Source organism: Bradyrhizobium sp. HKCCYLRH2015, from assembly GCF_051168215.1.
Lineage (GTDB): Bacteria > Pseudomonadota > Alphaproteobacteria > Rhizobiales > Xanthobacteraceae > Bradyrhizobium.
The window spans coordinates 412,002-433,747 of record NZ_JBNPUO010000003.1; the positions used below are offsets into that span (position 1 = coordinate 412,002).

At 65.3% G+C, this 21,746-nt stretch carries 15 protein-coding genes; 8 read left to right on the forward strand and 7 right to left on the reverse strand.

Translation table 11 applies throughout. The features are described 5' to 3' along the window. Positions 1 to 297: 297 nt before the first annotated feature. The gene (gene metH, locus ACQR1H_RS09885; protein ID WP_434907491.1) at positions 298 to 4,167 is read right to left on the reverse strand and encodes a methionine synthase; all 3,870 of its coding nucleotides are present in this window, start codon (positions 4,165 to 4,167) and stop codon (positions 298 to 300) included. Continuing rightward, positions 4,167 to 5,084 (reverse strand): methylenetetrahydrofolate reductase [NAD(P)H], encoded by a 918-nt coding sequence (metF, locus tag ACQR1H_RS09890; protein ID WP_315805757.1) that lies wholly within the window; start codon positions 5,082 to 5,084, stop codon positions 4,167 to 4,169. Before metF ends, metH begins: the two co-directional genes overlap by 1 nt. Positions 5,085 to 5,456: 372 nt before the next feature. Here metF and ACQR1H_RS09895 point away from each other — a divergent pair, with 372 nt between their 5' ends. Beyond that, a complete protein-coding gene (locus ACQR1H_RS09895) occupies positions 5,457 to 6,476 on the forward strand; it encodes an LLM class flavin-dependent oxidoreductase (protein WP_315805758.1) in 1,020 nt (339 codons plus the stop codon). A 17-nt stretch (positions 6,477 to 6,493) separates the two neighbouring features. On the opposite strand, the gene ACQR1H_RS09900 is transcribed toward ACQR1H_RS09895, so the two are convergent. Both ACQR1H_RS09900 and ACQR1H_RS09905 read right to left on the reverse strand, forming a co-directional pair. Continuing rightward, positions 6,494 to 7,159 (reverse strand): NAD(P)-dependent oxidoreductase, encoded by a 666-nt coding sequence (locus ACQR1H_RS09900; protein WP_316177205.1) that lies wholly within the window; start codon positions 7,157 to 7,159, stop codon positions 6,494 to 6,496. 68 nt (positions 7,160 to 7,227) lie between these two features. Then, a complete protein-coding gene (locus ACQR1H_RS09905; protein ID WP_434907492.1) occupies positions 7,228 to 8,097 on the reverse strand; it encodes an SDR family oxidoreductase in 870 nt (289 codons plus the stop codon). A 102-nt stretch (positions 8,098 to 8,199) separates the two neighbouring features. Between ACQR1H_RS09905 and ACQR1H_RS09910 the strand changes: the two genes are divergently transcribed. Beyond that, positions 8,200 to 9,090, forward strand: coding sequence for a LysR family transcriptional regulator (locus ACQR1H_RS09910; protein WP_434894972.1), 891 nt, complete (start codon positions 8,200 to 8,202; stop codon positions 9,088 to 9,090). Between the two features lie 7 nt (positions 9,091 to 9,097). Here the strand turns inward: ACQR1H_RS09910 and ACQR1H_RS09915 are convergent, their stop codons facing one another. Together ACQR1H_RS09915 and ACQR1H_RS09920 are read right to left on the reverse strand one after the other, a co-directional pair. Further along, a complete protein-coding gene (locus tag ACQR1H_RS09915) occupies positions 9,098 to 9,958 on the reverse strand; it encodes a prephenate dehydratase (RefSeq protein ID WP_315805762.1) in 861 nt (286 codons plus the stop codon). Between the two features lie 33 nt (positions 9,959 to 9,991). After that, on the reverse strand, positions 9,992 to 10,732 hold the full coding sequence (locus ACQR1H_RS09920; protein ID WP_434894973.1) for a 3-deoxy-manno-octulosonate cytidylyltransferase: 741 nt from the start codon (positions 10,730 to 10,732) through the stop codon (positions 9,992 to 9,994). A 250-nt stretch (positions 10,733 to 10,982) separates the two neighbouring features. Here ACQR1H_RS09920 and ACQR1H_RS09925 point away from each other — a divergent pair, with 250 nt between their 5' ends. From ACQR1H_RS09925 to ACQR1H_RS09950, 6 genes are all read left to right on the forward strand, one after another. Continuing rightward, positions 10,983 to 11,531, forward strand: coding sequence for a c-type cytochrome (locus ACQR1H_RS09925; protein ID WP_434881855.1), 549 nt, complete (start codon positions 10,983 to 10,985; stop codon positions 11,529 to 11,531). 373 nt (positions 11,532 to 11,904) lie between these two features. Next, a complete protein-coding gene (locus ACQR1H_RS09930; RefSeq protein WP_434907550.1) occupies positions 11,905 to 13,749 on the forward strand; it encodes an extracellular solute-binding protein in 1,845 nt (614 codons plus the stop codon). Further along, complete coding sequence (locus ACQR1H_RS09935; protein WP_434907493.1) at positions 13,746 to 15,623, forward strand: extracellular solute-binding protein; 1,878 nt, start codon at positions 13,746 to 13,748, stop codon at positions 15,621 to 15,623. Before ACQR1H_RS09930 ends, ACQR1H_RS09935 begins: the two co-directional genes overlap by 4 nt. A 3-nt stretch (positions 15,624 to 15,626) precedes the next feature. Beyond that, on the forward strand, positions 15,627 to 16,739 hold the full coding sequence (locus ACQR1H_RS09940) for a microcin C ABC transporter permease YejB (protein WP_315805766.1): 1,113 nt from the start codon (positions 15,627 to 15,629) through the stop codon (positions 16,737 to 16,739). Further along, positions 16,739 to 17,917 carry an ABC transporter permease gene (locus ACQR1H_RS09945; protein ID WP_315805767.1) on the forward strand — a complete coding sequence of 393 codons (1,179 nt, stop codon included), beginning with the start codon at positions 16,739 to 16,741 and terminating at the stop codon, positions 17,915 to 17,917. Before ACQR1H_RS09940 ends, ACQR1H_RS09945 begins: the two co-directional genes overlap by 1 nt. Positions 17,918 to 17,922: 5 nt before the next feature. Further along, positions 17,923 to 19,560 carry an ABC transporter ATP-binding protein gene (locus ACQR1H_RS09950; RefSeq protein WP_315805768.1) on the forward strand — a complete coding sequence of 546 codons (1,638 nt, stop codon included), beginning with the start codon at positions 17,923 to 17,925 and terminating at the stop codon, positions 19,558 to 19,560. 294 nt (positions 19,561 to 19,854) lie between these two features. On the opposite strand, the gene ACQR1H_RS09955 is transcribed toward ACQR1H_RS09950, so the two are convergent. Next, on the reverse strand, positions 19,855 to 20,703 hold the full coding sequence (locus tag ACQR1H_RS09955; RefSeq protein ID WP_315805769.1) for an outer membrane protein: 849 nt from the start codon (positions 20,701 to 20,703) through the stop codon (positions 19,855 to 19,857). Between the last annotated feature and the right edge of the window lie 1,043 nt (positions 20,704 to 21,746).

Sequence of the window (21,746 nt, forward strand, 5' to 3'; positions counted from 1 at the left end):
GTTACGGCGGCGATGTCCACGCCGCATCGGCTGGCGGCGACTGTGGCGCCTTGTCATTCGGAGCGGTCGTGGCGCTGGAGACACGGAGGATGGCTCCAATCCTCGGTGTCGCGAACGCCGATGAGAGGCGAGAGCCGTCCGCCATCACGAGGTGTCGTCCCGGCGAACGCAGGGACCCATAACCCCGGAAAGTTGTTGGTGAGCTCGGTCTCCGCGATCGCGTACGACCGATACATCACGCGGTATGGGTCCCCGCGTTCGCCGGGACGACAGTTGTGGGCGTGGTGACTGCGCCGGCTACTTCGCGCCGACCGCCTTCTTGCGCCAGGCCAGATGCACGGCGCAGGTGCAGCCGGCCGGATGACTGGCGAGCTCCGCGGGCGCGGCGTCGTTGGCTGCTGCGGGAGCGGGCGCAGCGGTTGCGCGAGGCGTCTCTGCCTGCTGGCCGCCCCTCGCCGGGATGTAGTTCAGGATCGGCGCCAGCCAGCGCTCGACCTCGGTCACCGTCATGCCCTTGCGCGCGGCGTAGTCCTCGACCTGGTCGCGCTCGATCTTGCCGACGCCGAAATAGAAGCTCTCCGGCGAGGCGAAATAGAGGCCCGAGACCGACGAGCCCGGCCACATCGCAAAGCTCTCGGTCAAGCGGACGCCGGCATTCTTCTCGGCATCGAGCAGCTCGAACAAGGTCGCCTTCTCGGTGTGGTCGGGCTGCGCCGGATAGCCGGGGGCCGGGCGGATGCCCTGATACTTCTCCAGGATCAGGTCATCGGCGGAGAGCGCCTCGTCCGGGGCGTAGGCCCAGAACTCGCGGCGGACGCGGGCATGCAGGCGTTCGGCAAAGGCTTCGGCGAGGCGGTCGGCCAGTGCCTTGACCAGGATCGAGGAGTAGTCGTCATTGGCGTTCTTGAAGCGGTCGGCGACGGCGTCCTCGCCGAGGCCCGTCGTGACGACGAAGCCGCCGACATAGTCCGGCACGCCGGCATCCACAGGCGCGACGAAATCGGACAACGCGGTGTTGAAGCGGCCCTCGCGCTTCTCGAGTTGCTGCCGCAGCGTGTGCAGCGTCGCGATCTCCTGGGTGCGGCCGTCGTCGGCATAGAGCACGATGTCGTCGCCGACGGCGTTCGCCGGCCAGAAGCCGATCACGGCGCGCGCCGTGAACCACTTCTCGTCGACGATGCGCTCGAGCATTTTCAGCGCGTCGTCATACAGCGCCCGCGCGGCCTCGCCGACCTTGGCGTCGTCGAGGATGCCAGGAAAACGGCCGGCGAGCTCCCAGGTCTGGAAGAACGGCGTCCAGTCGATATAGGGCACGAGCTCGGCGAGGTCATAGTCGACGAACGTCTTGGTGCCGAGGAACGTCGGCTTCACCGGCCTGGCCTTGGCGAAGTCGATCTTCGGCGCGTTGGCGCGGGCGTCCGCGAGCTTCAGCCGCTTCTTGTCGGCCTGGCCGCGCAGATGCGCCGCGGCGATCTTCTGATACTCGCTGCGAACCTCCGTGGCGTAGGCATCCTTGCGCTCCGGCGACAGCAGTGAGGAGGCGACGCCGACGGCGCGGCTGGCGTCGTTGACGTGAACGACCGGGCCATTCTGGTAGTTCGGATCGATCTTGACCGCCGTATGGACGCGGCTCGTGGTGGCGCCGCCGATCAGCAGCGGCACATTCAGGCCCTGGCGCTCCATCTCCGAGGCGAGATACGCCATCTCGTCGAGCGAGGGCGTGATCAGGCCGGACAGGCCGATGATGTCGGCGTTCTCGGCCTTCGCCGTCTCGATGATCCTGGCGGCGGGCACCATGACGCCGAGGTCGATGACCTCGAAATTGTTGCACTGGAGCACGATGCCGACGATGTTCTTGCCGATGTCGTGCACGTCGCCCTTGACGGTGGCGAGCACGATCTTGCCGGCGTTGGAGCGCTCATTGGCGCGGCCCTTGTTGGCGGCCTTCTCCGCCTCCATGAACGGCATCAGATAGGCGACCGCCTGCTTCATCACGCGCGCCGACTTCACCACCTGCGGCAGGAACATCTTGCCGTCGCCGAAGAGGTCGCCGACCACGTTCATGCCGGCCATCAGAGGGCCTTCGATGACGTCGAGCGGCCGCGTCGATGCGGCGCGCGCCTCTTCGGTATCCACATCGATGAACTCGGTGATGCCGTGCACCAGCGCGTGCGAAAGCCGCTTGCCGACCGGCCATTCGCGCCAGGCGAGATCGGCCTCCTTGGTCTGCTTGCCCTGGCCACGGAATTTCTCCGCCAGCGCCAGCAGCCGCTCGGACGCGCCGGGATCGCGGTTCAGAACCACGTCCTCGCACACCTGGCGCAGCTCGGGATCGATGTCGTCATAGACGATCATCTGCCCGGCATTGACGATGCCCATGTCCATGCCCGCCTTGATGGCGTGATACAGGAACACCGAGTGCATCGCCTCACGCACCGGCTCATTGCCGCGGAACGAGAACGACAGGTTGGAGACGCCGCCGGAAATATGAGCATGCGGCAGGTTCTGGCGGATCCAGCGCGTCGCCTCGATGAAGTCGACGCCGTAGTTGTTGTGCTCCTCGAGACCGGTGGCGATCGCAAAGATATTGGGATCGAAGATGATGTCTTCGGGCGGGAAGCCGACCGTCTCGACCAGGATCCTGTAGGCGCGGGCGCAGATCTCGGTCTTGCGCTGGTAGGTGTCGGCCTGACCCGTTTCGTCGAACGCCATCACGACGACGGCCGCGCCGTGGCGTCGCGCAATCTTGGCCTCGTGGATGAACTTCTCCTCGCCTTCCTTGAGCGAGATCGAGTTCACCACAGGCTTGCCCTGCACGCATTTCAGGCCGGCCTCGATGACGTGGAATTTCGAGGAGTCGACCATCACGGGAACGCGGGCGATGTCCGGCTCCGCGGCGACGAGGTTGAGGAAGGTCCGCATCGCGGCTTCCGAATCGAGCAGGCCCTCGTCCATGTTGACGTCGATGACCTGGGCGCCGTTCTCGACCTGGTCGCGCGCGACCTGCAGCGCCGCGGTGTAGTCGCCGGCGGTGATCAGCTTGCGGAATTTCGCCGAGCCGGTGACGTTGGTGCGCTCGCCGACATTGACGAAGGGAATGGCGGGCGTCAGCTCGAACGGCTCCAGGCCCGACAGCCGCAGCCGCGGCGCGATCTCGGGCACGGCGCGCGGCTTGTGCGGGGCAACGGCGGCGGCGATCGCGGCGATATGGTCGGGGGTGGTGCCGCAGCAGCCGCCGACGATGTTGACGAGGCCGGCCGACGCGAACTCGCCGATCAGTCGCGCCATGTAGGCCGGCGTCTCGTCGTACTGGCCGAACTCGTTGGGCAGGCCGGCATTGGGATAGGCGCAGACCAGCGTGTCGGCGACGCGGCCGATGTCGGCGACATGCTCGCGCAGATCCTCGGCGCCGAGCGCACAGTTGAAGCCGATGGTCAGCGGCTTGGCATGACGGACCGAATTCCAGAACGCCTCCGGCATCTGGCCCGAGAGCAGGCGGCCGGACTTGTCGGTGATGGTGCCCGAGATCATCACGGGCGCGTCGATGCCGCGCTCCTCGCAGAGCTCGGCGATGGCGTACAGCGCCGCCTTGGCGTTGAGCGTGTCGAAAATGGTCTCGAGCAGCAGGATGTCGGCGCCGCCATCCAAGAGCCCGCGCGCCTGCTCGCCATAGGCGAGCCTGAGATCGTCGAAGGTCACGGCGCGGTAGCCGGGGTTCGACACGTCAGGCGAGATCGAGGCGGTGCGGTTGGTCGGACCCATCGCGCCGGCGACGAAGCGCTGTTTGCCGTCCTCGGCGGCGACGCGGGTCGCGGCATTGCGGGCGAGCCGGGCGCCCTCGCGGTTGAGCTCGTAGATGATGTCGGAGAGGTCGTAATCGGCCTGCGCGATCGAGGTCGCCGAGAACGTATTGGTGGCGACGATATCGGCCCCGGCGCGCAGATATTGCGCGTGGATGTCCTCGATGGCGTCGGGCTGGGTGAGGATCAGCAGGTCGTTGTTGCCGCGGAGGTCGCGATGGAAGTCGCGGAACCGCTCGCTGCGGAAGGCGGCCTCGTCGAGCTGCAGCGCCTGGATCATCGTGCCCATGGCGCCGTCGAGAATCAGGATGCGCTCGCGGGCAGCGGCAAGGAAGGCGGTACGCGCTGGAGATACAGGGGCGGACATCAGGCGGCAGCCTTGTTGGCGGACTTCGGACGGATGCCGAGTAGATGGCTGATCGCGAACACGAGGTCGGCGCGGTTCATGGTGTAGAAATGGAAGGTGTCGACGCCATGCTTGGCGAGCTTTTGCACCTGGCCTGCGGCGACGGTCGCCGCGACCAGCTTGCGGGTCTCGGGATCGTCGTCGAGACCGTCGAATTTTTCGGCCAGCCAGTCCGGCACCGTCGTGCCGGCGCGGGTCACGAAGCCGCGCGCCTGCTTGAAATTGTGCATCGGCATGATGCCGGGCACGATCGGGATCGTGATGCCGCGGGCGCGGACACGGTCGAGGTATCGGAAGTAGAGATCGTTGTCGAAGAACACCTGGGTGATGGCGCGGGTGGCGCCGGCGTCAACCTTGGCCTTGAGCATGTCGATGTCGGCGTCGAAGTCGCGGCTCTCGGGGTGCTTCTCCGGATAGGCCGAGACCGAGACCTCGATATCGGGATGGCGCTTCTTGATGCCGGCGATCAGCTCGGGCGAGCTCTGATAGCCTTCGGCATGGGTGTAGTAGGGCGTGCCGATGCCGCCGGGCGGATCGCCGCGCAGCGCCACAATGTGGCGGACGCCGACCTCGTGATAGCGGTCGACGACCTCGTCGATCTCGTGGCGCGAAGCGCCGACGCAGGTGAGATGCGCCGCCGGCAGCAGCGCGGTTTCCTTCAGGATGCGCGCGATCGTGGCGTGGGTGCGCTCGCGCGTCGAGCCGCCGGCACCATAGGTCACCGAGACGAAGCTCGGCTCCAGCGGGGCGAGGCGCTCGATCGAGGCCCACAGCGTCCGGTCCATCTCCTCGGTCTTCGGCGGGAAGAACTCGAACGAGATCTTCGGCCGGGGAATCGCGGTGTGGCCGTCGGCAATGGCGGTGGCGAGGTCGGTCATGGCAACGCAGGTTCCGGCTGGGGCGTAAATTTCAACTCAAGAGGGGATCGGCCTCTGGATGTGCCAAGATAAGGGAAGGGCGCTGCAATAAACAGCCCACCAGAAATGGGATTTGGCCCACTGATATGGCAAGAAGCGGATTTTTGAGGAGCTATTGGAAATGCATAGTGGGACGATAAAGGTAAACAATATCAAAGGTTATCGATTATGGCGAAGGGGTTTTTATCAATTATGAATGTGGGATAGTTTTGTTTTGTTGATGTATACAATCGTATTGTCCCAACATTAGGTCCAGCCATCCACTGCATTTCCGGCAGGTCACCATCGCTTCCAGCCCATTGTGGCGCGCCTCGCAGTCATTAGGTTGAAGCCATGATCCCGATTTCAGTCCTCGACCTCTCCGTCACCACCACCGCCACGCCGGCGTCAGTGGCGCTGCGTAACAGCATCGACCTGGCCCGTCACGTCGATCAGCTCGGCTACGTCCGCTACTGGCTGGCCGAGCACCACAGCCTGCCGTCGGTGGCGAGCCCGTCGCCCGACATCATGATTGGGCAGATCGCGGCAGCGACGCAGCACATCCGCGTCGGCTCCGGCGGCGTGATGCTGCCCAACCATGCGCCGCTGGTGGTCGCGGAGCGCTTCAAGATGCTGGAGGCACTGTTTCCCGGCCGGATCGATCTCGGCCTGGGCCGCGCGCCCGGCACCGACGGCACCACGGCCTATGCGCTGCGCAGCCGGCTCGACCGTCGTGAGGGCGATGACTTCCTGGAGCGGCTGCATGAGCTGATGCTGTGGGAGACCCGCGAGTTCCCCGCCGGCCATCCCTACAACAACGTGATCGCCATGCCCGATGATGCGCCGCTGCCGCCGATCTGGCTGCTCGGCTCCAGCGACTATTCCAGCGAGCTGGCGGCGCAGCTCGGCATGGGGTTCGGCTTCGCGCATCATTTCGCGAGCCACGATGCCGTGGATGCGATGCGGACCTACCGCGCGCATTTCACACCGTCGCGCTGGCGCTCGCAGCCGCATGCGATCCTGGCAGTCGCAGTGGTGACAGCCGAGACCGACGCCGAGGCCGAGCGGCTGGCGTCGTCGATGGACCTCAACCGCTTGCGGCGCGACCGCGGCCAGTTCCTGCCGCTGCCGAGCCCGGAGGAAGCGGCGGCGTACATGTATACAGACGCGGACCGGGCCTCGATCGCGCGCAACCGCTCGCGGCTGTTCGTGGGCGCGCCGGCGACGGTGCGGGCCAAGCTCGATCCGATGATCGCAGCGAGCCAGGCCGACGAGCTGATGGTGATCACCGCGATCTACGATCACGACGCCCGCAAGCGCTCCTACAGCCTGCTCGCCGACGCCTTCGGCCTCGAGCGGAAGGCGGCGGCATAAGCAGGACGGCGCTGGTCTCACCATGTGATCAGCGGCGAGCGATGCAGAAAGCTGTCGTCGCTCACCTGGTCCACCACGAAGCGCGCGACGTCGGCCCGCGCAATCGTGCCGCCGTGAAAGCCGGCGAGATCCGTCAGTGCACGCAGCTTCTGCCCGCCAGGCTTGTCGTTCAGCATGGCGGGGCGAACGATGAGCCAATCGAGCCCGCTGTCGCGAATGACGGCCTCCTGCCGGTTCTTGTCCGCGTAGACGTTGCGCAGCAGCAGCGGCAGGATCAGCCGGTCGTAGACGAAGCCGCCATGGCCGCGGCTGTCGCCGGCGCCGATGCCGGTGATGGCGACCAGACGCGCGACATGCTCGGCCTTCATCGCGTTGACGAGCGCGCGCGTCGAGGTCGAGAGCGTCGTGACCTCGCGGAATGGACTGAGCGGTGTGCCCAGTGAGCTGATCACGGCGTTCTGTCCCTTGAGCGCCTTGCGCAGCGTAGCTTCGTCGCGGGCATCGCCGACGATCAATTGCGCGCCTTGCAGATCCCCGGCCCTCTCCGGCGAGCGCACCAGCGCGGTGACGTGATGGCCGCGCGCCAGCGCGTCGCGCACGATCAGCCGTCCGGTGCCGCCGGTCGCGCCGAGCACGAGGATGTTGGGCTTCATGGTGACGCCATCGTTCGTTTGATTGGTCATGATGACCTCCTTGGATTGCGCGGGACGCTCTCATGGAGACGTCCCGCAGACGCATGGGGTGTGTGCCGTCAGGCGACGGTCGCGATCTCGGCGACGAAGTCGCGATAGGAGCGCAAGGGGCGGCCGAGCAGCGCGGTCAGGCGGGCGACGTCGCCATCGTCCGGCACCATGCCGTCGGTCTGAAAGCGCTCGCTCATCAGCCGCATGTCGAACGCCATCCAGCTCGGCATGAGCTGCCGCAGGTTGGTCTCGAAGCCCGCGGTGTTGTCGCCGCCATAGCCGATCGGACGCCCCAGCACCTCGGACCAGACAGCGGCGGCATCGGCGCCGTTCAGCGTGTCGGGGCCGACAAGGTTGATCCGCGTCAGCGGCAGCGGCGTCGAGGACTGCTCGCGGCGGATCAGCTCGATGGCCGCGATCTCGCCGATGTCACGGGCATCGATCATGGCGAGGCCTTTGCTGCCGATCGGCATCGGGTACACGCCGTAGCCGCGCACGACGTCCCTGATCGTGAGATCGTTGTTCATGAAGTAGGCCGGCCGCAGGATGGTGGCGTTGAGGCCCATCTGCTCGATTATCCGCTCGACGGCGAATTTGCCGGCGAAGTGCGGCACGTTGACGTAGACGTCGCTGTGGATCACCGAGAGATAGACGATCCGCTCGATGCCGGCCTCGCGAGCGATGTTGAGCGCGACCAGCGCCTGGGTGAATTCGTCTGAGGTGACGGCGTTGAGCAGAAACAGCGTCGAGACGCCAGAGAACGCGCCGCGGAGCGAATCGATGTCGAGCAGGTCGCCTTGGGCGATCTGAACGCCCGCTGGAAAGTTGGCCTTGGCGGGATCGCGGACGAGGGCGCGGACATCGGCGCCGCGCTTGACGAGCTGTTCGACGACGCGGCGGCCGACATTTCCAGTGCCGCCGGTCACGAGGATGGTCATGGGGATCACTCCGGGTTGGTTGTTGGGACACCCGGAAGATATCGATCCACACGCGAGCCAATAGACGCTATATCTGGACAGGTCGTCTCACTGGTGGAACGGATGGATCTGCTTGCGCTCGCCGATTTCAACCTCGTCGCCCGCCACGGCGGCTTCGGCCGTGCCGCCCGCGCCAGCGGTCGTCCCAAGGCAACGCTGTCCCGCCGGGTCGGCGAGCTGGAAGCGAGCCTGGATCTCAGGCTCATCGAGCGCGGCGGACGCGCGCTGAAGCTGACCGAGGAGGGGCGGGCGCTGTTCGAGCGCGCGGGGGCGCTGCTGACCGAGCTCGACGAGACGGTCGCCGCCATTTCCTCCGGCGGCGACAAGCCGCGCGGCCGGTTGCGGATCAGTGCGCCGCTGCTGTTCTCGCAGACCGCGATGGGCAAGCTCGCCGCCGCGTTCGCGCTCCGATATCCCGAGGTCCGGCTGGACGTGACCACCGACGACCGCACCGTCGACATGGTCGAGGAAGGCTATGACCTGGTGATCCGGGTCAATCCCGATCCCGATGAAAGCCTGGTTGGACGCATCTTCCTGCGCGACCGACTGGTGGTCGTGGCGAGCCCAGGCCTGACGCGGCCGGCGGATCACGCCGTCATTCCAGCGGTCGTGCGCGGCAGCGATCAGAACGCAGTCTGGGAGGTGAAAGCGCCGGCGGCACGATCGCGCATCGCGTTCGACCCCATCCTGCGCCTGTCGTCGCTGATCATGGTTCGCGATGCGGTCCGCGCGGGCGTCGGCGCCGCGTGCCTGCCGCTGTCGCTCGTCAGCCACGATCTGGCGGCCGGCCGGCTGGCGCATTGGGGCGATCTGGACGCGCCCGCCATCGCGCTGTGGACGCTCTATCCATCGCGCCGGCTGCTGAGCGCGCGCGTCTCCGCCTTCCTCGACTTCCTGAAGGAGGCGTTCCCGACGGGAACGCCCGCTGAGCTGGCGGCCTATATCGAAGCGTGAGCCCCGATCACTCCATCCGCTCGCTGAACGTCGCGCGGAACGGATGCGCCGGATAGACGCCGACGATGCGCAGCTCGCGCGAGAAGAACTTCAGCTCCTCCAGCGCGAAGGCCAGCCCCTTGTCGTTGGGATGGCCGTCGACGTCGGCGTAGAACTGCGTGGCGAAGAAATTGCCGTCGACCATGTAGCTCTCGAGCTTGGTCATGTTGACGCCGTTGGTGGCGAAGCCGCCGAGCGCCTTGTACAGCGCGGCCGGCAGGTTGCGGACGCGGAACACGAAGCTCGTCACCAGCGGCCCGGAATTCTGCTCGGCCCACTGCTCCTGGCGCGCCAGCACGACGAAGCGGGTGGTGTTGTGGGCCTCGTCCTCGATGTCCTCGGCGAGGATGTCGAGGCCGTAGATCTCGGCGGCCAGCCGCGAGGCGATCGCCGCCACGCTCTTGTCGCCGCGCTGCGAGACGTCCCGCGCGCTGCCCGCCGTGTCGCCGGCGACGATCGGCCGGACGCCGAGCTGGCGGATGATGCGGCGGCACTGGCCGAGCGCGTGGACATGGCTCTCGACCGTCTTGATGTCGGCGAGCTTGGTGCCCTTCAGCGCCATCAGCTGGTGGCGCACCGGCAGGAACCATTCGCCGATGATGTAGAGGCCCGAGGCTGGCAGCAGATGGTGGATGTCGGCGACGCGGCCGGCGACCGAATTCTCGATCGGGATCATGCCGAGATCGGCCTCGCCGGAGGAGATCGCGCTCAGCGCGTCCTCGAAGGTCGCGCAGGGCATGGCCTCGGCGGTCGGATAGGCCTCGGAGATGGCGATGTGGGAATTGGCTCCCGGCTCGCCCTGGAATGCGATTTTCAAGATCTTGCTCATGGTGGGCCTTCTAGCAGCTCAAGCCTTTGTCAATTAAGCCTTGGACAGCAGCCGGCGTGCGGTTTCGAGGTCGGCCGCGGTGTCGACGCCGCGCGGCACGGCGTCGACCACCATCACGTCGATGCGCATGCCGTCCTCCAGCGCCCGCAGCTGTTCCAGCTTCTCCTGCTGCTCCAGCGGCGATGGCGGCAGGCTGACGAAGCGCTCCAGCGCCGCCCTGCGGTAGGCGTAGAGGCCGATGTGATGGTACCTCGGTCCGTCGCCATGCGGCGCCGTGGCCCGGGTGAAATACAGCGCGCGCAGGCGCCGTCCACCGACAGGCGAGCCGACCGCCTTGACGACGTTCGGGTTGAGGCTCTCCTCCTCGGTATGGATCTGCGCGGCAAGGGTCGCGATGTCGACCGCGGGATCCTCCAGCGGCGGCAGCACGTCGCTGATGTTCTGCGGGTCGATGGTCGGGAAATCGCCCTGCAGGTTGACCACGATCTCGGCGTCGCGGGCCGGGTCGAGCGTGCACATGGCCTCGTAGATGCGGTCCGACCCCGAGGGATGATCGGGCCTGGTCATGACCACCTCGCCACCCGCGGCAGCGACGGCGTCCGCGATCTCCGGCGTGTCGGTCGCCACCGCCACCCGGCCGATTCCCGCCTCCTGGGCGCGGCGGAGCACCTGCACGATCATCGGGAGGCCTGCGATGTCGAGCAGCGGCTTGCCGGGCAGGCGGGTCGAGGCCATGCGGGCCGGGATCAGCACGAGGATTTTGGACTTGGTCATCCGGGAAACGGCAGGTCGGAGCCGGTCGCAACAGCGCGGCCGGGCTTGATGGGGACAGCGAAAGCGGCCCGCTTATACGGGTTGCCAGAGCACGGGCAAACCGATATCTCACTTCTGCCGCAGGGGGAGGCGCGACGGCTCGATTCCGCTCGATGCCTTCACGAGTCCTTTCTCGAATCCTGGGGCGACTCACGGTCGCGGCCCCGCGGCCCCCAAGCAATGAAATCCGCCCTCGGAGCCTGATTCCAAAATGGACTCCTTCGAACTGAACAAAATCCTCGGCGCCGTCCTGGCCGCCTGTCTGGTCGTGCTGGTCACGAGCTTTTCCGCCGGCGCGCTGTTCGCGCCGAAAATGCCGGAGAAGCCGGGTTTCGAGATCGCGGTGAAGGAGGCCGAGGGCGCAGGCAAGGAAGCCGCTGCGCCGGCCGCGGCCGAGCCGATCGAGAAGCTGCTGCAGACCGCCTCGGTCGAGAAGGGCGCCGCCGCTGCCAAGAAGTGCGCGGCCTGCCACACCTTCGACAAGGGCGGCAAGAATGCCGTCGGCCCCAATCTCTACGGCATCGTCGGCGACAAGGTCGGCGAAGGCCGCGGCTTCAAATTCTCGGCAGCGATGGCGGCCAAGGGCGGCACCTGGACGATCGAGGAACTCAACCACTTCATCACCAATCCGAAGGGCTACATCCCGGGCACCGCGATGGGGTTTGCCGGCATCCAGAAGGACTCGGAGCGCGCCGACGTGCTGGCCTATCTGAACTCGCTGTCGGACAATCCGGCGCCGCTGCCGACCGCAGCCAAGTGATCGGCTGCTGATCCCCAGTTTCCGACGGCCGGGCCCCAAGCCCGGCCGTTTTGCTTTGCGGGGCGAATTTCGCCGCATTTGGGACCTTTGGTCGCATCCACCTCGTTCACAACCCGGTATCATGAGGAAAAAGCAAGGTTATTGGTCGAAACCTTGCCGTATATTGGTCCCCTGAATGGAACGGGTTCACGGGCTGGAGCACCCTGGCTAAGGGCGGCGAAACCTGCCCTTGCGAATTGGGTTACGATCGAACGTTGGATCTTTGAGCAGCAGCGGCCACGGCCGACCACCTGCTTCAAGCGGTCTTATTCAGAGGAAGTCTCATTTGACGATTACCCGACGACAGCTCCTGCAGAGCAGCGTCTTCGCTGCGATGACCCCGGCGCTCGGCACCGTCGCCAGCCTCGTCCCGCTCGACGCCGCGCAGGCGCAGGCCGGCGAGCAACTGGTCTGGCGCCACGGCCTGTCGCTGTTCGGCGAGATCAAGTACCCGGCCGACTTCAAGCGCTTCGACTACGTCAATCCCGACGCGCCCAAGGGCGGCACAGCCCGGATGATCTCGCTCGGCACCTTCGACAATTTCAACATCGTCGTGATGTATGTGAAGGGCAACATCGCGTCCGCGGCGGGGCTGGTCTACGAGACCCTGATGACGCGGTCGCAGGACGAGGTGTCGACCGAATACGGCCTGCTCGCCGAGTCGGCGGCCTATCCGGACGACTACTCCTGGGTCATCTACCGCCTGCGCAAGGAAGCCCGCTGGAACGACGGCAAGCCGGTGACGCCCGAGGACGTCATCTTCTCGCTGGACGTCCTGAAGAAGAACAGCCCGCACTATTCGTCCTACTACCGCCACGTCGTGAAGGCCGAGAAGACCGGCGATCTCGAGGTCAAGTTCACCTTCGACGGCCCGGGCAATCGCGAGCTGCCGCACATCGTCGGCGAGCTGCTGGTGCTGCCGAAGCACTGGTGGGAAGGCACCGACGCGCAGGGCCGCAAGCGCGACGTCACCGCGACGACCCTGGAGCCGCCACTCGGGTCGAGCCCGTATCGCGTCAAGGAGTTCGTGCCCGGCCGCTCGATCAAGATGGAGCGCGTCAAGGACTACTGGGGCGCCAACCTGCCGGTCCAGATCGGCCAGAACAATTTCGACGAGCTGCAGTTCGAGTATTTCCGCGACAACATCGTCGCCCTCGAGGCCTTCAAGGCCGACCAGGCCGACTGGATCAACGAGAATTCCGCCAAGCAATGGGCGACGGCCTACGACTTCCCGGCCATCAACGACAAGCGCGTGGTCAAGGACGAATTCCCGATCAGCGATTCCGGCCGCATGCAGGGCTTCGCCTTCAACCTGCGGCGTCCGCAATTCCAGGACGCGCGGTTGCGGCGCGCCTTCAACTACGCCTTCGATTTCGAGGAGATGAACAAGCAGCTGTTCTACGGCCAGTACAAACGGATCAACAGCTATTTCGAAGGCACCGATCTGGCCTGTTCCGGGCTGCCGCAGGGCCAGGAGCTGCAGATCCTCGAGGAGTTGCGCGACAAGGTGCCGCCGGACGTGTTCACCACGGTCTACCAGGCCCCGGTGGGCGGCAATCCCGAGAACGTTCGCGCCAATCTGCGAGAGGCCACCAGGCTGCTGAAGGACGCCGGCTTCGAGATCAAGGACCGCAAGCTCGTCGATCCCGCCGGCAAGCCGGTCACGGTCGAACTCCTGGTCCAGGACCCGTCGTCCGAGCGCATCGTGCTGTTCTACAAGCCGGCGCTGGAGCGCCTCGGCGTCGCGGTGACGGTCCGCCAGGTCGACAACGTCCAGTATGAGAACCGGGTGCGCACCTTCGACTACGACATGATCATCGACGTCTGGGGGCAGTCGCTGTCACCCGGCAACGAGCAACGCGATTTCTGGGGCTCCAAGGCCGCCGACGAGCCCGGCTCGAAGAATACGATCGGCATCAAGAACCCCGCCGTCGACGCGCTGATCGAGAAGATCATCTACGCCAAGGATCGCGCCTCGCTCGAAGCCGCGACGCATGCGCTGGACCGGGTGCTGCTGTGGAATTTCTACGTCGTCCCGCAGTTCACCTATCCGTTTTCGCGCAGCGCGCGCTGGGACCGCTTCAGCCATTTCACGCCATTCCCGAAATATGCGCGGTCCGGGTGGCCGAATCTGTGGTGGTACGATGCCGACAAGGCCGCCAAGGTGAAGCGCTCTTGAGCCGGCTTTCTCATTTGTCGCGGCGCGGCGTGCTCGGGCTTGGGCTCGGCGCGCTCGCGGCGCCGTTGCTCACGCCGGCCAAGGCCGCGGAGTTCGGCGCCGAGGCCCACGGCATGTCGGCGTTCGGCGATTTGAAATATCCCGCCGACTTCCGGCAGTTCGACTACGTCAATCCCGACGCGCCGAAGGGCGGGCTGTTCTCGCTGATCCCCTCGGTGCGCGCCTATAACCAGTCCTACCAGACGTTCAACTCGTTCAATGCCTATGTCCTCAAGGGCGAGGGCGCCCAGGGCATGGATATGACGTTCGCGACCTTGATGGTTCGCGCGGCCGATGAGCCCGATGCGGTCTATGGCCTGGTCGCGAAGTCGGTCGCGATTTCGCCGGACAGACTGAGCTATCGCTTCACCCTGCGGCCCGAAGCGCGCTTCCACGATGGCTCGAAGATCACGGCGCACGATGTCGCCTGGTCATTGAACACCTTGAAGGAGAAGGGCCATCCGCTGATCGTCGTGCAGCTGCGCGACTTCGTGAAGGCGGAGGCGCTCGACGAGGCCACCGTCGTCGTCAGCTTCGTCGAGAAGCGCGCCCGCGACGTGCCGCTCTATGTCGTGACCCTGCCGATCTTCTCAAAAGCCTGGTATGCGAACCGCGCCTTCGACGAGGGCCCGCTGGACGTGCCGCTCGGCTCGGGGCCGTACAAGGTCGGCAAATACGAGATCAACCGCTATGTCGAGTACGAGCGGGTCAAGGACTGGTGGGCCGCCGATCTGCCGGTCAGCCGCGGCATGTATAATTTCGACATCGTCCGCTACGAGTTCTATCGCGACCGCGACGTCGCCTTCGAGGGCTTCACCGCCAAGAGCTATCTGTTCCGCGAGGAGTTCACCTCGCGCATCTGGGCGACGCGCTACGATTTCCCGGCGATCAAGGACGGCCGCGTCAAGCGCGAGCTGCTGCCGGACGAGACGCCGTCCGGCGGACAGGGCTGGTTCATCAACACCCGCCGCGACAAGTTTGGGGATCCGCGCGTCCGCCAGGCGCTGACCTACGCGTTCGACTTCGAATGGACCAACAAGACCATCATGTACGGCGCCTATGCGCGCACCGTGTCGCCGTTCCAGAACTCCGACATGGTCGCGGTCGGGCCGCCGTCGCCGGAGGAGCTGAAGCTCCTCGAGCCGTTCCGCGGCCAGGTGCCCGACGATGTGTTTGGCGAGCCCTTTGTCCCTCCCGTCTCCGATGGCTCGGGGCAGGATCGCACGCTGCTGCGCAAGGCCACGCAACTGCTGCAGCAGGCCGGCCTGCCGGTGAAGGACGGCAAGCGGCTGCTACCGAATGGCGAGGTGTTCGCGATCGAGTTCCTGATCGACGAGGTCTCGTTCAAGCCGCATCACGGCACCCTGATCAAGAACCTGCAGACGCTCGGCATCGACGCCGATCTGCGCATCGTCGACGCTGTGCAGTATCGCGCCCGCGTCGAGGATTTCGATTTCGACATCACGGTGCAGCGGTTGTCGATGTCGCCGACCCCCGGCGACAGCCTGCGGCCGTATTTCACCTCGGACGCGGCCAAGACCAAGGGCTCCTACAATCTCGGCGGCATCAGCAATCCCGCGATCGACGCGCTGGTCAACAAGGCGATTTCGGCGGAGACCCGCATCGAGCTGACCTTGGCCTGCCGGGCGCTTGATCGCGTGTTCCGCGCCGGCCACTACTGGATACCGCAATGGTATCGCCAGACCCATCCGATCGCCTATTGGGATCAGTTCAGCCACCCGCCAAAGCCGCCGAAATACGCCTCGGGCGTCGGCGCCCCCGACATCTGGTGGTACGATGCCGCCAAAGCCGCAAAGCTGGAGCAGGCGAAGTAGTTCATGGCCGCCTATATCGCCCGTCGCATCCTGCTGATGCTCCCGACCCTGCTCGGGATCCTCTTCATCTCCTTCGTCGTGGTGCAGTTCGCGCCGGGCGGCCCGGTCGAGCGCGTCATCGCGCAACTGACCGGCGCCGACACCGGCGGCACCTCGCGCATCTCGGGCGGCAGCGGTTCTGATTTCGGCGCGCGGCCGCCGGGACAGGTGGGATCCGGCGGCGAGCTGAACTCGAAATATCGCGGTGCGCAGGGGCTCGATCCCGCCTTCATCAAGCAGCTCGAAAAGCAGTTCGGCTTCGACAAGCCGGCGCCGGAGCGGTTCGCGCTGATGGTGTGGAATTTCGCGCGCTTCGATTTCGGCAAGAGCTATTTCCGCGACACGAGCGTGCTGCAGCTCATCAAGGAGAAGCTGCCGGTGTCGATGTCGCTCGGCATCTGGATGACCCTGCTGACCTACCTGATCTCGATCCCGCTGGGGATCCGCAAGGCGGTGCAGGACGGCTCGCGCTTCGACGTCTGGACCTCGGCCGTGATCATCATCGGCTACGCCATTCCGGGCTTCCTGTTCGCGATCCTGCTCATCATCCTGTTCGCTGGCGGCTCGTTTCTCAACATCTTCCCGCTGCGCGGGCTGACGTCGGATGGCTGGTCGGACTTCCCATGGTACTGGAAGATCATCGACTATTTCTGGCATCTCACTTTGCCGCTAGTGTCGATGGCGCTCGGCGCCTTCGCGACCATGACCCTGCTGACCAAGAACTCGTTCCTCGACGAGATCCGCAAGCAATATGTCATGACCGCGCGCGCCAAGGGCTGCAGCGAGAACCAGGTGCTGTACGGCCACGTGTTCCGCAACGCCATGCTGATCGTGATCGCCGGCTTTCCAGGCACCTTCATCAACGCCTTCTTCTCCGGCTCGCTGCTGATCGAGACCATCTTCTCGCTCGACGGCCTTGGCCTGTTGTCGTTCGAGAGCATTCTCAATCGGGACTATCCCGTCGTGTTCGGCAACCTCTTCATCTTTTCGCTGCTCGGCCTCGCCATCAACCTGATCTCGGATCTGACCTATATGTGGATCGATCCGCGGATCGACTTCGAGGCGCGGGAGGTCTGATGACGATCACAGCCACCCCTCCGGTCGAGACCAAGGCGCAGGCCCCGCTCGGCGAGGCCGTGCCGCCGACGCGGCACCGCTTCCGGCCGTCGCCGCTCAATCAGCGCCGCTGGCAGAACTTCAAGGCCAACCGCCGCGGCTACTGGTCGCTGTGGATCTTCCTGTTCCTGTTCGTGGTGTCGCTGTTCGCCGAGCTGATCGCCAATGATCGGCCGTTCCTGATCAAGTTCGACGGCCACCTGTACTTCCCGGCGTTCGTCACCTATCCGGAAACGGCATTCGGTGGCGACTTCGAGACCGCCGCGGACTATCGTGATCCGTATCTGCAGAAGCTGATTGCGGACAAGGGCGGCACGGTGATCTGGCCGCTGGTCCGCTACTCCTACGCCACGCACAATCTCGATCTGCCGACGCCGGCGCCATCGCCGCCGACCTGGATGCTGACGGAGGCACAGTGCAAATCCGTGGTCGAGAAGAAGGGGCTGAAGAGCTGCCGGGATCTCGAATACAACTGGCTCGGCACCGACGACCAGGGCCGCGACGTCGTCGCACGGCTGATCTACGGCTTCCGCATCTCCGTTTTGTTCGGCCTGTCGCTGACGTTCTTCTCCTCGATCATCGGCATCGCCGCCGGCGGCGTGCAGGGTTATTTCGGCGGCTGGGTCGATCTGTTGTTCCAGCGCTTCATCGAGATCTGGAACGCGATTCCCTATCTCTATCTGCTCCTGATCCTGTCGGCGGTGCTGGTGCCCGGCTTCTTCACGCTGCTCGGGATCATGCTGCTGTTCTCTTGGGTCTCGCTGGTCGGCCTGGTGCGCGCTGAATTCCTGCGCGGCCGCAATTTCGAGTACATCCAGGCGGCGCGCGCGCTCGGCGTCTCCAACGCCGTCATCATGGTCCGCCATCTCCTGCCGAACGCGATGGTCGCGACCATGACCTTCCTGCCCTTCATCGTGTCGAGCTCGGTGATGACCCTGACCGCGCTCGACTTCCTCGGCTTTGGCCTGCCGCCGGGATCGCCGTCGCTGGGCGAGATGCTGTCGCAGGCCAAGTCCAACGTGCAGGCGCCGTGGCTCGGTCTCACCGGCTTCTTCTCGGTCGCGATCATGCTGTCGCTCTTGATCTTCATCGGCGAGGCCGTGCGCGACGCGTTCGATCCGCGCAAGACGTTCAGGTGACCGACATGGATGCGATCAGCCAGCCGCTGCTTTCGGTCAGCGATCTCTCGGTGGCCTTCCACCAGCAGGGCCGCCTGTCGACCGCCGTCGACCACGTCTCGTTCGACATCAAGCGCGGCGAGTGCGTCGCCCTGGTCGGCGAGTCCGGCTCGGGCAAGTCGGTCAGCGCGCTGTCGGTGCTGAAGCTGCTGCCCTATCCGGTCGCCTCGCATCCGTCGGGCAGCATCCGCTTCAAGGGCCGCGATCTGCTGCCGCTGTCGGAAGGCGAGATGCGCGGCATCCGGGGCAGCGACATCTCCATCATCTTCCAGGAGCCGATGACCTCGCTCAATCCGCTGCACACGATCGAGCGGCAGATCAGCGAGATCCTGCATCTGCACCGACCGATCTCGAACGGCGCGGCGCGGGCGCGCGTGCTCGAACTGCTGACGCAAGTCGGCATCCCCGAGCCGGAGACGCGGCTCGGCAGCTATCCGCATCAGCTCTCCGGCGGCCAGCGCCAGCGCGTGATGATCGCGATGGCGCTCGCCAACGAGCCCGATCTGCTGATCGCCGACGAGCCGACCACCGCGCTCGACGTCACCGTGCAGGCGCAGATCCTGGCGCTGCTCGCCGACATCCGCGCCCGGCTCGGCATGAGCCTGCTGTTCATCACCCATGACCTCGGCATCGTCCGCCGCATCGCCGATCGTGTCTGCGTCATGAACGGTGGCAAGATCGTCGAGCAGGGTCCGGTCGAGCAGGTGTTCACCGCGCCGTCGCATCCCTACACCAGGGCGCTCCTCGCCGCCGAGCCGAAGCCGGACCCGGCGCCGCCGCGGCCCGATGCGCCCGTGGTGATGCAGGCGAAAGACCTCAAGGTCTGGTTTCCGATCAAGCGCGGCCTGTTCCGCTCCACCGTCGGCCACATCAAGGCGGTCGACGGCGTCAGCATCGCCGTGCGCAAGGGCGAGACGCTCGGCGTGGTCGGTGAATCCGGCTCCGGCAAGACCACGCTGGGGCTGGCGCTGCTGCGGCTGATCTCCTCCGACGGTCCGATCGTGTTTCTTGGCAACGAGATCCAGGGGCTGACCTTCAAGCAGGTGCGCCCGTTCCGCCGCGACATGCAGATCGTCTTTCAGGACCCGTTCGGCGCGCTCAGTCCGCGCATGTCGGTCGGCGACATCATCGCCGAAGGCCTGAGCGTGCATCAGCCTGACCTGTCGGAGGAGCAGTCCGAGGCGAAGGTCGTCAAGGCGCTCACCGATGTCGGGCTCGATCCGGAGACGCGCTTCCGCTATCCGCACGAGTTCTCCGGCGGCCAGCGCCAGCGCATCTCAGTGGCCCGCGCGGTCGTGCTGGAGCCGAGCTTCGTCGTGCTGGACGAGCCGACCTCGGCGCTCGACATGCTGTTCCAGTCGCAGATGGTTGAGCTGCTGCGCGAGCTGCAGCGCAAGCGCGAGCTGACCTACATGTTCATCTCGCACGACCTCCGCGTCGTTGCCGCCCTCGCCAGCCATCTCATCGTGATGCGCCATGGCAAGGTGGTGGAGGAGGGGCCGGCCGCGCAATTGTTCAAGGCGCCGAAGACCGACTACACCCGCGCACTGTTCGCGGCCGCGTTCAGGAACGAGACGGCGGGGAATGGGGCGGCGGCGAGCTAGGGTCAAGCGCTCGTCCGACGTCTGTTGCGGAATGGCCACGGAGATCGCCGATGAGGCGTAGTCCCTTGGGCTCCCCAGCGGTCATGTCCGGGCGGCCGCGTAACCGGACTTATGGAAGCCGATGGGCAGATCCAGAATAGGGTCAGGTTCGGGCCAACCCCTTGCCGCTAGATCGTAAGCGCTGTCGATGCACCACCCGCGGGGGGCAGTGACAGCGCGATCAATCGACAAACGGTACTACTAAGAAGCGCCATCGTTGCTCTGCGTGTTCAGTACGCATTCAACGTCGCCCGTTTAGAAGCGATAGTTAATGCCCACGCGAACGACCTGGAGTTTCGTGCTCACCGTATGGTTCGCTACTTGTCCAGGGGGACCAAATCCGGCTCCATTATTGAAAGTCGAATAGGAGAAGTTGCCGAGGTCGGCATAGAGATACTCAGCCTTCGCGGACCAATGGTCTCGGAATGCCCATTCGACGCCGCCGCCGGCTGTCCAGCCGACACGGGTGCTGCTGCGGCCGCCGACATGACATTCATTCAAGCCGTTCACGATCGGGCAGCCGTCGGCAAAATCCCACGCAAACCTCTTTGATGCGTCGACGTTGGCGATCGCCGCGCCGCCCGTGCCATAGATCATGAATCGGTCAAAGGCCCAGCCAACTCGCCCTCGGACCGTGGCGAACCAATTCATGCCAATGTGGTCGACTGATGCAACCGTTCTCCCCGATACCGGCTCGACAACATTGCCGGTGTTTCGCGATACGTCGCCATCAATGCCGTTGAAATCGCCCTCGATACCCAAGACGAGCTGCGACCAGCCTGCGGTTGTTGGCTGCCAGTTGCATCCAGCCTGTCCACCACCGGTGATGCCGGTGTGACTCAAGCTCGCCAGACCGGCATTGTTGATTGCCGTTCTTGCAACGCCACTGATGAGATTGGGCGGGAACGGAGGCGCATCGGTCGTCAGGTTGTGTTTCACCTGTCCCCCGCCGAGGTTCGCGCCGACGTAGCATCCCGTCCAACTAAACACGGCAAGCGGCGCAGCTGGGGGCGGGGCCTTCAGCGGCAGATCGGCCGCCGACGCGGCCTGCGCGAACGGAAGGATTGAGACAGCAGAAATGATTGCGATGGATGTGTTACGCATCGTTGCCCCCCAGCGCCAGACCCGAACCACGCTATTCAGGGCGCGAGTTCCGGGTCAACAATTTTAAGTTGCTGCGCGTGTCGTTTCCAGCCAACTGTAGCAATTTCACCACAGGTTGTATAATGCAGAACATAAACCTCGTTCATCGCGCGAAGCTGTCGCTATCCTGTCGAGACCGGGCGTATTACCAAGAGCTCCGAAAGTCAGAATCTCAGATCTCTCGAGTTGAGGCGAGAGCCCACCGACTGCGGGTGATTTGGCCGACGGGCACGGTCTGCGAATGCCTGTCCAGTCCTCTCGCGAAAAATATTCACCTTTCTTTTTTTCGGAAATCGTGCATACTCCGCCCCGTCCTGCCCCACGAGAGGGACGTACGCGTCGTCACGGACGTCGGGTGCGGGATGCGATGGCCGCGATGACGTTGCAGTGTGCATGCGCGCACCGACGAACGGCGTCATGCGGACGGCGAAGTCGTGTGGTCCTGGCGCCCCGATGCTGGCGTCAAGGCCGCGGGAGCCGATGAGGCCTGCGGCCGACAGGGGCAAGACAGCCGGTCCCTGGGGAGATCACGTATAAGCCGTAAAGCCATCGCGCAGGGAAGGCCGGATGTTCGGCCCGTACCTGTGGTGACTACCGCGTGCTTGTTGCACGCAACCACGGGTGCGACCGGCACCCGGCCTTCCCTGCGCCCTCTCATGTTTTCGAGGGCGGATGAATGTCGCACAGCTCGGGCCGATGAGGCCGCGAGAGCGCGGACGCTCGCGCGGTGCTGTTTGGCCCGGCCTGATGCTGTTTGACAGGTGTATTGGATCCTTGCGCCCCTCTCTCCACGTCATTGCGAGCGCAGCGACGCAATTCAGAGTCCTTGCGCGGCCCGGGTTGCTTCACTGCGCTCGCAATGACGGAGGAGAGAGCATGCGAGTCTCTTGGTTAGGAGGAGACGCGCGTCTCTATCGCTTAGGCTCGTTGATGGCCAATACAGCGCCCTCTCCCCTTGTGGGAAAGGGCATCTTCGGCCTCTCCGCGAACTTGCTTGGGTGAGA

Excerpts from the sequence above, each read along its gene's own strand:
- metH (WP_434907491.1), bottom strand. The coding sequence starts at position 4,167 with ATGTCCGCCCCTGTATCTCCAGCGCGTACCGCCTTCCTTGCCGCTGCC.
- metF (WP_315805757.1), bottom strand. The coding sequence starts at position 5,084 with ATGACCGACCTCGCCACCGCCATTGCCGACGGCCACACCGCGATTCCC.
- ACQR1H_RS09895 (WP_315805758.1), top strand. The coding sequence starts at position 5,457 with ATGATCCCGATTTCAGTCCTCGACCTCTCCGTCACCACCACCGCCACG.
- ACQR1H_RS09900 (WP_316177205.1), bottom strand. The coding sequence starts at position 7,159 with ATGACCAATCAAACGAACGATGGCGTCACCATGAAGCCCAACATCCTC.
- ACQR1H_RS09905 (WP_434907492.1), bottom strand. The coding sequence starts at position 8,097 with ATGACCATCCTCGTGACCGGCGGCACTGGAAATGTCGGCCGCCGCGTC.
- ACQR1H_RS09910 (WP_434894972.1), top strand. The coding sequence starts at position 8,200 with ATGGATCTGCTTGCGCTCGCCGATTTCAACCTCGTCGCCCGCCACGGC.
- ACQR1H_RS09915 (WP_315805762.1), bottom strand. The coding sequence starts at position 9,958 with ATGAGCAAGATCTTGAAAATCGCATTCCAGGGCGAGCCGGGAGCCAAT.
- ACQR1H_RS09920 (WP_434894973.1), bottom strand. The coding sequence starts at position 10,732 with ATGACCAAGTCCAAAATCCTCGTGCTGATCCCGGCCCGCATGGCCTCG.
- ACQR1H_RS09925 (WP_434881855.1), top strand. The coding sequence starts at position 10,983 with ATGGACTCCTTCGAACTGAACAAAATCCTCGGCGCCGTCCTGGCCGCC.
- ACQR1H_RS09930 (WP_434907550.1), top strand. The coding sequence starts at position 11,905 with ATGACCCCGGCGCTCGGCACCGTCGCCAGCCTCGTCCCGCTCGACGCC.
- ACQR1H_RS09940 (WP_315805766.1), top strand. The coding sequence starts at position 15,627 with ATGGCCGCCTATATCGCCCGTCGCATCCTGCTGATGCTCCCGACCCTG.
- ACQR1H_RS09945 (WP_315805767.1), top strand. The coding sequence starts at position 16,739 with ATGACGATCACAGCCACCCCTCCGGTCGAGACCAAGGCGCAGGCCCCG.
- ACQR1H_RS09950 (WP_315805768.1), top strand. The coding sequence starts at position 17,923 with ATGGATGCGATCAGCCAGCCGCTGCTTTCGGTCAGCGATCTCTCGGTG.
- ACQR1H_RS09955 (WP_315805769.1), bottom strand. The coding sequence starts at position 20,703 with ATGCGTAACACATCCATCGCAATCATTTCTGCTGTCTCAATCCTTCCG.